At 38.6% G+C, this 9938-nt stretch carries 11 protein-coding genes; 10 read left to right on the top strand and 1 reads right to left on the bottom strand.

Annotated features, from left to right (window positions below; translation table 11 throughout):
- Positions 1 to 189: 189 nt before the first annotated feature.
- The 5 genes from NO992_RS16745 (at position 190) to NO992_RS16725 (ending at position 3243) form a co-directional block, all read left to right on the top strand.
- Positions 190 to 372 carry a hypothetical protein gene (locus NO992_RS16745; RefSeq protein WP_371379125.1) on the top strand — a complete coding sequence of 61 codons (183 nt, stop codon included), beginning with the start codon at positions 190 to 192 and terminating at the stop codon, positions 370 to 372.
- A 64-nt stretch (positions 373 to 436) separates the two neighbouring features.
- Positions 437 to 619: a hypothetical protein gene (locus NO992_RS16740; protein ID WP_010376894.1), complete on the top strand. Its 183-nt coding sequence runs from the start codon at positions 437 to 439 to the stop codon at positions 617 to 619.
- A 90-nt stretch (positions 620 to 709) separates the two neighbouring features.
- Positions 710 to 1279, top strand: a complete 570-nt coding sequence (locus tag NO992_RS16735; RefSeq protein ID WP_253106340.1) for a hypothetical protein — start codon at positions 710 to 712, stop codon at positions 1277 to 1279.
- A gap of 49 nt (positions 1280 to 1328) precedes the next feature.
- On the top strand, positions 1329 to 2093 hold the full coding sequence (locus tag NO992_RS16730; RefSeq protein ID WP_010376898.1) for an ABC transporter ATP-binding protein: 765 nt from the start codon (positions 1329 to 1331) through the stop codon (positions 2091 to 2093).
- Between the two features lie 40 nt (positions 2094 to 2133).
- Complete coding sequence (locus tag NO992_RS16725) at positions 2134 to 3243, top strand: ABC transporter permease (protein WP_371379120.1); 1110 nt, start codon at positions 2134 to 2136, stop codon at positions 3241 to 3243.
- A 46-nt stretch (positions 3244 to 3289) separates the two neighbouring features.
- On the opposite strand, the gene NO992_RS16720 is transcribed toward NO992_RS16725, so the two are convergent.
- The gene (locus NO992_RS16720) at positions 3290 to 4369 is read right to left on the bottom strand and encodes a hypothetical protein (protein ID WP_253106345.1); all 1080 of its coding nucleotides are present in this window, start codon (positions 4367 to 4369) and stop codon (positions 3290 to 3292) included.
- A gap of 715 nt (positions 4370 to 5084) precedes the next feature.
- Here NO992_RS16720 and NO992_RS16715 point away from each other — a divergent pair.
- From NO992_RS16715 to NO992_RS16695, 5 genes are all read left to right on the top strand, one after another.
- Positions 5085 to 5321, top strand: coding sequence for a hypothetical protein (locus tag NO992_RS16715; protein WP_010376902.1), 237 nt, complete (start codon positions 5085 to 5087; stop codon positions 5319 to 5321).
- 30 nt (positions 5322 to 5351) lie between these two features.
- Positions 5352 to 6113 (top strand): thioesterase II family protein, encoded by a 762-nt coding sequence (locus tag NO992_RS16710; RefSeq protein WP_010376904.1) that lies wholly within the window; start codon positions 5352 to 5354, stop codon positions 6111 to 6113.
- A gap of 101 nt (positions 6114 to 6214) precedes the next feature.
- A complete protein-coding gene (locus NO992_RS16705; protein ID WP_248694205.1) occupies positions 6215 to 7582 on the top strand; it encodes a TolC family protein in 1368 nt (455 codons plus the stop codon).
- Positions 7583 to 7636: 54 nt separating this feature from the next.
- Complete coding sequence (locus NO992_RS16700) at positions 7637 to 9304, top strand: hypothetical protein (RefSeq protein ID WP_010376908.1); 1668 nt, start codon at positions 7637 to 7639, stop codon at positions 9302 to 9304.
- 133 nt (positions 9305 to 9437) lie between these two features.
- A complete protein-coding gene (locus NO992_RS16695; RefSeq protein WP_010376909.1) occupies positions 9438 to 9929 on the top strand; it encodes a VOC family protein in 492 nt (163 codons plus the stop codon).
- The last annotated feature ends 9 nt before the right edge of the window (positions 9930 to 9938 follow it).

Genomic DNA, 9938 nt, shown 5'->3' with positions numbered 1-9938 from the left:
AACTTCTTCACACTCGTAAGATTGCAGGCGGGGCTGAACTTTATCCACCCCAGGAAAATAACGGTGCTGAAGAAGGCACGAATGAAGCTATTACCCATGATTATACAAGCTACACAACAGGCTGATAATCGAGCAACAGAATAAAAAGTATAAAAACATAATAACAAAATAAAATGCAGGAATAACATCATGTTGCTAACACTAAAAAAGAAACAACTAAAAAAGCTTTCAAATACCAAAGGTATTAAACTTCTTCACACTCGTAAGATTGCAGGCGGGGCTGAACTTTATCCACCCCAGGAAAATAACGGTGCTGAAGAAGGCACGAATGAAGCAATTACCCATGATTATACAAGCTACACAACAGGCTGATAATCGAGCAACAGAATAAAAAGTATAAAAACATAATAACGAAATAAAACGCAGGAATAACATCATGTTGCTAACACTAAAAAAGAAACAACTAAAAAAGCTTTCAAATGCCAAAGGTATTGAACTTCTTCACACCCGTAAGATTGCAGGTGGGGCTGAACTTTATCCACCTCAGGAAAATAACGGTGCTGAAGAAGGCACGAATGAAGCAATTACACATGATTTTACAAGCTACACAACAGGTTAACCATCAGTTATTCAGCAACACAAAGGAACTGGAACCTGAACAGGTAGGAAAAGTAAGTCACTATTTTATCTTAACATCAAGGAGAACGTATTGAGTTCCATTAGTTTGGCACCGCTATTGATGCTTACAGCATCACATTTGATAGGGAATATTCAAGTCACAAAACCAGCGGAGGTATTTTATTACTTTCAAGAAGACGCTTTAGTTGTTGAGTTTCCTGTGAAGCCAGGAGAGCGTGTGGAAGAGGGGCAAACATTATTAAAATATCAATCAGGTCATGGAGCGCAAACTAAGGATGTGAGAGCGCAAGAAGATGGGTTTGTAAAATTTATCATGGGGAATGATGAATTGAATAAAGAGGTAAAAGTAGGATCTTTGGTTTCAATTATCTCTAGTTCTAAAGTATTGGCAGTCGTCGATCTTCATATGGCACAGTATGATCAAACACAGATTGATGGATCATTTTGGCTTTGCTTGAATAATGAAGAAGTTGAACTCACTGTGACTAAGTTTACAGGAGAGCATTTGCTCACGACATTTGAACTGCCCTCTTATAATAGCCAGTTGCTTGGGCTCGATCCTCAGCAAGAAGTTAATTTTTACTTTGATAAAGCGGATTGCATAAAATCTCGTGGAATCAATATTGCGGAACGTAAGTGAATTTACAGTAATCTATAAAGTTACTTGTTAGGTGCAGTAGGTGTCAACCATGTTTTTACATTGTTATGAGCACATCGCTTACAATTTGAAACGACAAAATGGAGGCAAAAAAGTGACGATTGAACTTGAGAATTTAGGTCGGAAGTTTCAATCTGGATTGCTTGAAACAACGGCGCTACACGAGGTGAGCTTACACATCAATCAAGGAGAGTTTCTAGCCATAATGGGGCCATCTGGATGCGGCAAATCAACCCTATTGTCTATTTTGGGGATGCTTGATAAACCAACTTCTGGGAAGATACGCTTCTTTGGCCATAATATCATTGAATACAATGAAAGGCAGTTAGCTGAATTAAGAAGAGGTTCTGTTGGTTTTATTTTCCAGAGTTTCAATTTGATTGACGAGTTAAGCGTATATGAAAATGTAGAACTGCCGCTACTTTATCAAAACACTCCTGTTGCACTAAGAAAAGAAAAAGTTGAAGCAGTACTAAAGCGTGTTGGTATGAACCATCGAGCTGGGCATTTACCTACCCAGTTATCCGGTGGACAACAACAAAGGGTTGCGATTGCAAGGGCACTAGTTACTGAACCTAAAGTGATCTTAGCCGATGAGCCCACAGGGAATTTAGATTCTAACAATAGCACAGAAATTTTGCAGATGTTGCAAGCATGCAATCGTGCAGGTGCAACTATTATCATGGTCACTCATTCTGAAAGTGAAAGTGATTTTGCTAGTCGGAAAATACGATTGCTCGATGGCCAAGTTATGTTAGATATCAATAATGTAAATACATTACCAGGAGTCGCATAACACGTAGTTTGTGTTTCGTTCTTCGATAAACACATTTTTCATGGCACAAGGAACCGTTGTCAATGCTCAGGAAAGCAAAGAATTATGCCTTAACTTAAGCATGGCAATAGGAAGCAGTAAGTTGGAAAGTGCATCGATCACCTCACGTATCTTCAAGCCGTTTACGATTGGCTATTTTATATTTAACTTCGTATGTCTCGTTATGGGCTTTACAGTAATTACACTTTCAATTTTGATTACTCAGTCTACAGAAGTTTTTATATTTCAACTATTAGGCGTAGGCTTCAGTGGTGTAGTATTGATAGTTATATTGTTAAACTCTCTCTGTACAAATTTGGTGTACGTTAAGTCAAGAGCTAGAGAAATGACCATCCGAAAAATCTTGGGAGCGACTCAAGTAGATTTCATTAGCTTGCTTTTACTTGAGAGCGTGCCTTTCACATTTCTTGCTGGTTTAGTTTCTTTGGTGTTCATTGAATGCTTTGCTTTGTACTTTAGCGTCTTTACATTAGGTCTGACCATTCAAACTTACTCCGTTTCAACGATATGTTGTTTACTATTTATCATGTTTTCAGTTGTTTTTATATCTAACACTTATCCAGCTATCCTTGCTGCGTCTGTTGATTACTCTCGTGTACTTGCTACCAAGTATTCATATCCCGTGCTGCAAAGCCGCATAGCTAACATTGTATTTCTAATACAAAGTGTGACCGTGAGTTGCATAACGGTAATAATGGTCTACGGTTGGGAATATATAGCTAAAGATGTCCAACTAAAGACTTTTGAGCACTTAATAAAGCAGAGTATATTATTGTTAATGGTGATAGCTTATGCTTCTATTTTGAATATGTTACTAAGCTTAATCGCTCATAAAAAGGTTGAGGTAGCTGCACATAAGTTGGCTGGGGCTTCGTGCCAAAAAATTGTAAACTTGACAGTAAGAAACTTTTTTAAAACTTGCCATCCCCGTTGGGGAATATACTTCCTAATTATATGCTGGTTACTGATAACATTACTATTCGGGCTGGATCTACATTATGGTCGCTGGTTACTCTTTAGTATTTTTGCAATACTAAGCTTCATTGCATTAGCTTGGCTCTGTATTGTTGCCTTTTGTTGCTATGGTTACTACCAAAAGCGAGAGTTTTGAAGGCTCGTACAATCCTTATCAAGCCTTACTTCACTGGGCGTATTACTTACTCTTTTATCTCTCGTGAATTTATACACTTAATTAATTGCGTGATGGCATCATTGACACTTTGGCTGTCTTGCCAGTTCAATTGTTCCCAATCTATCTGGGTATCTAGTGTCGAAACATCAGTGAACAATAGGGCTTTAAGCACATCTGGAGAAGAAATTCCTTTAATGTTGAACGCTTTTGGTTTGGTTGAACTCGGTTTCTGCCCCGTGAGCTTTTGTTTTATTACTTCACCGATATTCTTTCTATCTGTGAGATTTAATTGGGTTTTTTGGTGTTTTTCTTTGTAATCATTTTCGATGCTTAGTACGGTTTTCTTTGTACTGACGAAAGAGTGAGATAAGCCTTTTTCGTAAGCATTGATAACTTCAGGGTATCTTGTAAGAACATTGTAATTATCAAAAGCACCCATCGAGATACCCAAGTTTTTAGCTTTGTCTCTTACAGTTAGCTTCTTTTCACCTACTTTCAGCCGTGCTTGATCAAGTGTATCTATTTCCATCATCGCAGATAGAAATGCCTGAAGCTTTCCATATTGAGGCAGATCTTCTCGGCTGGCATTTTCTTGAAACTGTTTTACCTTGGCTAGTAGGGGTTTCCTCTCGTAGACTTTAAATTGTGCAACATGGCCAAAACCATATGCGAAAACAAGAGCAAAGAATCGCCGGTGGCCTGTTAGAATTTGGTATCTGCCGTCTGCTACTGGATATACAGTGGGCGCCTGGATCATTTCTGATACTGCGATGTTTTCACCTAACTCTACAATTGATTCTATAGTTGAGTTCGCTTTCTTCCATTCTGGACTACCATATTTTAGGCAGTTAATGATGCAGGATTTTCCTATCAAGACATGATCTTCAGCTTGATATATCTTACTTAGTTGATTTTTAGATATATTACGTGTCACAAACTGTTTGGCGTGTTCATCCTCCAAAAAAATACATGGCAGAAATCTAGCATTTGACGCATCAGGGGTGATTGAACTGAGAAATAACGATTGATATTCGTATGTCTCTGAGTGAAACAGCTCTTTATTGTTCACGTTGGATAAAATAAGTTGTTCTAGTTTTTCAGACATTGAAATTATGCTCAATTAAGTAATTAAAAGTGGAATACAACAGGTCTGGTAGCGATAGACTGAGCGCATAAAAGACAACTGCAAGACCAAGCTTGGTATGCATTGCGTATTACGTATCTGCTTTGGACCTAAGAATGAGGACTCCAATATTTTGATTCATTGTAGCAAAGCCGATTTAGTTAGGCTACTACCTAAATTTATTCACTGGTGTAAAGCATCTTTTTTTAGTTTCCATTATTATTTTTTTTTTGAAAATTGAAAGCAAAAATTGGCTAGACATTTTGCTTGGGTGCTTGTGATAAGAATTGATTTCCCAATAAGTATTAAGTCTAAGTGTTTGAATTTTATTGATATGTTTTTGTTTCTTTTGGTTTTTTGAACTATGACTACTCACTATTTTTTGGTGCTTATAAATACGCCTAATATTGAATAAATTATCATAATTCAGTGTAAAGTCGCGCTATTCGTGGCTTTGGACAGGTTTTTAGTACAAAAGCTAGCACTTTTACAGCAATTATTATTTCATTAGATTCTTAGAAAACAAAAAATATCTATAACATTCAAAATCTTATGTTTTTTCTTCTACGAGATTTAATAACATTTCATAATTACCAAAAGTGCTGAATTAGCTGTAATGTTTGTGTTGTCGAAACGGTGAGGCATTTCAATTAACAGCTTCACTATATTTGTGTAATGAAGCAGAGGTGTAGCTGAAATGTTCGATAAAGCAGAAGAAAAACAATACGTAAAACTCTACAACAAAACTAAGGGGCGCAGCATGCCAATTGCGAAATCGTTATCAAGCAAAGAATTACAACTTATTAAATGGGCATATGAGCAAGGTTATTCTCGCGGCAAAGTTGATGGTTTAGATGGCGTCTTTTTACAATCTCAAGCTGTGAGCCTTCAACTGGAGATGGATTTAGAGCAATTGAGTCAGCAACTTAATTAAATGCTTAAGGTGTTTCTAGGGAGTATATAGATGAATAAGTGGTATGTAACACCAAGTCCAAGACCCAAGGCTACTGTTAAACTAATATGTTTTCCTTACGCAGGAGGAAGCGCTGGTTCGTTTAGTTCCTGGCCCAAATTATTGCCGGATCATGTTGAAGTGCATATTATTCAACTACCAGGAAGAGGAGCGCACTTTGATAAGGCACCAATAGACAATATGGATGAGTTGATTGATGGGCTTGTTCCAAACATTAGCCATCTGTTATCTAATGATTATGTGATTTTTGGTCATAGTTTGGGGAGTCGTATCGGTTTCGAAGTTGCACGAAGAGCATTAGCGCTTGGGTTGAGAGCGCCACAACATTTTTTTGCATCAGGTAGTGCAGGTCCTCAGCGACAGTGTTTCAAAGATAGAGTTTATGAATATGCAGATCCAGAGTTTATGTTGGAGCTAGAGAAAATGAATGGTACACCCAAGGAAATATTGGAGCATCGTGAACTTATGGAACTATATTTACCCATGCTTCGTGCCGATTTTAAAGTAGCTGGGCAGTACTCATATCAAGGCAAAACCACGGTTCCCTCTGCGGTTACAGTGTTTTATGGGAAAAAGGATGCGGTATCAACGAAAGAAATTGAAATGTGGGCCGATTTATTCCTTGAGTTTGATTGTCATGCTTTTGAAGGGGGGCACTTTTTTATCGATACTCACTCAACGCAAGTTATCGATAAGCTAAATACATTTTTCGAGGAAACCTTTATCTCTCGAAAAGTTGAGGCTGTGTGTTAATTCCAATGTAGCCAATCAGGCTATTACTGAGTAGTTAACCATCATTTTGAATTCAAAATAATGTCTCACTCGTGAGATGTAAGGTGTTTTTGGAGGTTTCGTTGAAACTTAAAATAATATGTCTATGTACTGCTTTTTCTTTGTGTAGTGAGGCACATGCAGATTTGTTGCTCGATCTCTATCAAAAAGGAGCTGAAAAAAATTTAGCTGTGAATGCTGAACAATCAGCTTACCTTGCGGGGATCGAGGGGGAAAAGCAATCTTTTGCGCAGTTTCTACCTAATTTAAAACTAACAGCTAATGTAAGATACACAGATCAAGAGAGTTGGTCTTCAAGTGATAATTTGCTACGTTATCAAGCAGAGCAAAAATCGACAACGGATAGTCGACAAGTAGAGCTAAGTGTCGACCAGTTATTATTCGATCTATCTACGTATCATAACTTCGAAGCAAGTAAGCTCAATACGATACAAGCAAAAGTTCGGTTCCAAAAAGCCGTATCTAACTACACAAATGATTATTTGGTTGCTTATTTTGAAGTTGTAAAAGCACGAGAAAAGCTATTGTTTATTCAGGAAACGTTAGGTGCTTACGCGGATCAGAATAACATTATAAACAGTCGATATGCTTTTGGACTGGTTAAGATCAGCGAAGTGAAAGAGTCTGAATCTCAACAGTTAAAAGTTAAAGCGCAGGAAGCACTGGCACAGAATGACTTAAGTATTGCCTTTGAGAAATTGTCACTATTAACCCAAACTGAAGTAAGTGCCATACAAGTGCTAACAGCTGAAGTGCCCGTTTTACATCAGCCTCAACAAAAATTAGCTTCTTTACAAAATAAGTACGAGAAAAACCTTGATTATAAGTTAGCTGTGTTGGATCAAAGTGTCGCAGCTCGAAAGTTGAAAGCGCAACAGTCAAAGCATTTACCGACGGTAACGGGGCGTTTGAGCTACACTGACAATGATGATGACAATACGTATAACTATAAAGCTACAGATTCACTTGAGAGACGTGGCTGGAACGCAGGTGTTTATCTAGAAATGCCACTTTATAGTGGAGGTGCAACAAGTTCTGCGAGTGAGGCTGCGAAATTGTCAGTTGAGCAAAGACGTTACTTAAAGCAGCTTAAGGGTCATGAAGTGAAGCAGCAAATAATTGCAAGCTTTAGTACGTTAAATGCTATGCATAGTTCAATTATGGCAAATGGTGAAGCTGTTAAAGCTGCTGAACTTGCTTTGAAAAGTGCTGAAGATGAGTACTTTACTGGAGTTGGGCCGTTCTCGCGAGTGTTAGATAACCGAGCAAAGCTGTTATCAGAAAACTTAAGTTTAATTCAAGATAAATATGACTATATGGCACGATTTGTCGCTTTGAAGGAGCTTGTTGGTGAATTAACTATTGAGGAAGTTAGTTACTTTAGCAATTTATTCGGCGGTGAGATCGCACATAAAAGCAATATCAAGTAATCACGGAATAAATAAGCTGCAACTTTGCAGTAAATAACTAGGAGAATCGCTACAATGAAATACATCTGGCTAACGTGTGCGCTGGCAACATTATTAGGTTGCTCAGATGAGCACTATGATGAGCAGCAAGTCGCGCAACAGAAAAAAGAAATCAGCTTGCAAAATGAATTAGATCTTGTTGGGGCATGGGAGAGTGAGAATCTCAAAATAGAGTTTCATGGGAGTCACTATAACCGTGTATTTCCAAATCAACTGGTTCAACAATCACAGCTAAAAACTGGTATGTATGTGTCTGAAGGCTATAGTCAAAAGTTTCATTGGAGCTTAGACGACAGTGGTATCATTACTATTAACATTATAGATGGTAGTTGTACCATTGTACCTTTGGAGTACTGTACTACAACGGCGCGCAAATCAATTGCGCTAACGGGAGAGCTGCTTGGCGCTGCGCAATGGGAAATAAAGTCAGATAATGATTTGGATGGTGTTGTTGATGAAGTGGTTAAAACTTCCCTGATTAGAACAGTCTTCGGTGATTTGGCTGCATTAGGGAACAAACTCTTTTTTAAACAATCAGGAAATTTTGATAACCCTTTAATTACAACATTGAGTGAAAATCAAATTATCGTGACCTTACCAATTAGTGCGCAATCGAGCCATCGCTACGGTAAGTTTATTGGCGACCTCTCAACCGAAGGGCACGTACTTTCTTTACAAGTAATGGATCAAGATACTATCACTCAAGCTCAGTGGTTCAAAATTCCCGGAGAGTCGGACAGATTGTTAGATGTGAAAACCACCATTAGTGATGTGAAATTGAGAAAAGGGGTTAACGCTGGTTATATTATTGATTACCTTGTGCAGCGCGAGTTGAACCTACCTACTGATTTAACAGAAGCTCAGGTCGATTTATCCGAATTTATTACAGGGCAACGCCACACTATGTTGTTTACAGAAGCGGTTTCACTTCGAGATGATATTGACATTAACTTTGGTCAAACTTATTACTCGAAGCTACCTGCTGGTTTTGCGCACTCAGCGGATGGTGCGGGAAGTGAGGTGATCTTTAATAGCGATAACACAGGAGTAATTGCTTTTACGGATCCAAGTGGTATGACGCTGAATAATGAGCAACCTTTTACTTGGAATCATAAGAATGATGAAGAAATGGAGGTTAAGTTAGACTCTGGAGCAGTGTGGAGTATGGGCTTTACTGGTTCTGTACTCGGTGGGTCGAGTGTAATTTTTTACAATGAGAAAAATGAAGCATATGGTCATGATTTTTTGACAAGCAGCTATGTCGAGCCGAGTTCATTGGTGCCGGGACGCTTTAAGCTAGAAAATACAGACGGCTTGTCACTCGTTGATGTTGATTTTAAAGATAACGGTGAAATTGATATTAAAGCCGGACCAATTAGCTTTAGTGGATTCTGGGTTATTACCAATGAAGGTGATGTGGTTAGCTTTGAATGTGATAAGAAAGATGGCGCTGTAGTGACTGAGCTAGATAGCTGTTTGGATCATATGTCACGAATTGGCACGAGCGAGAACGAACTAAAATTTGGCCATATCCGAAAGTTTACCTTCTTACACAGCGACAACAGTGAGCTTGTTTCAACCTATAACGCAACTGCTTGGGGAGAACCTTTCACAACGGGTGAGGAACCAGTGCATTTTAACTGGGTATACCGCTGGAAGCGCTTAGGGGATAACCACCACTAGGCAACAAATAACATTAACCCTTGTTAAAGTGATCTACCACTTCAGCAAGATACTCAACAAAGAAAATCAAAACTCACGTTAGTTTAACTGGCAGCTAGTTATACGCCGGTATGTGTGAAAAAGGAAAATAACAATGAAATACATATTAGACCATACGACTCGTATTGATCATCTTGCTATCGCAGTCCGAGACCTAGATCAAGCCGTTGACTTCTATTGTGGGATACTCGGTTTCGAATTGCTAAAACGTCGCGAAGTAGAAGGTAAGTTTTCTGGCATGTTAGCTGCTGAGCTGTGTGGCAACGGTTTCAATATAGTCTTAGTGCAAGGAACTAGTGAGGCCTCACAGGTATCACGCTTTGTGAATGAATACGGCCCAGGTGTGCAACATGTTGCTATCGAAGTGGAAAATCTGGAAGAAACTCGATATCGCCTGCTTGATGCCGGGCTGGCATTTTCTACCGATGTTATCTTTGGCGACCAATTAAAACAGATCTTTACACTAAGAGATAAGAACTCTGGAACTATGTTTGAATTTATCGAGAAGAAACAGCAAACGTCACAATTTGAAAAAACCAGTATTCAGAACTTATTTGAACAGTTAGAGCGCGCCGGGGCGTATTAAGAGGTTGTC

Origin of the sequence: Pseudoalteromonas sp. DY56-GL79, assembly GCF_041414765.1 — a bacterium.
Classification (GTDB): Bacteria; Pseudomonadota; Gammaproteobacteria; order Enterobacterales; family Alteromonadaceae; genus Pseudoalteromonas; species Pseudoalteromonas piscicida.
The sequence above is the reverse complement of the archived record's forward strand: the minus strand, read 5'-3'. Positions and strand labels throughout refer to the sequence as shown.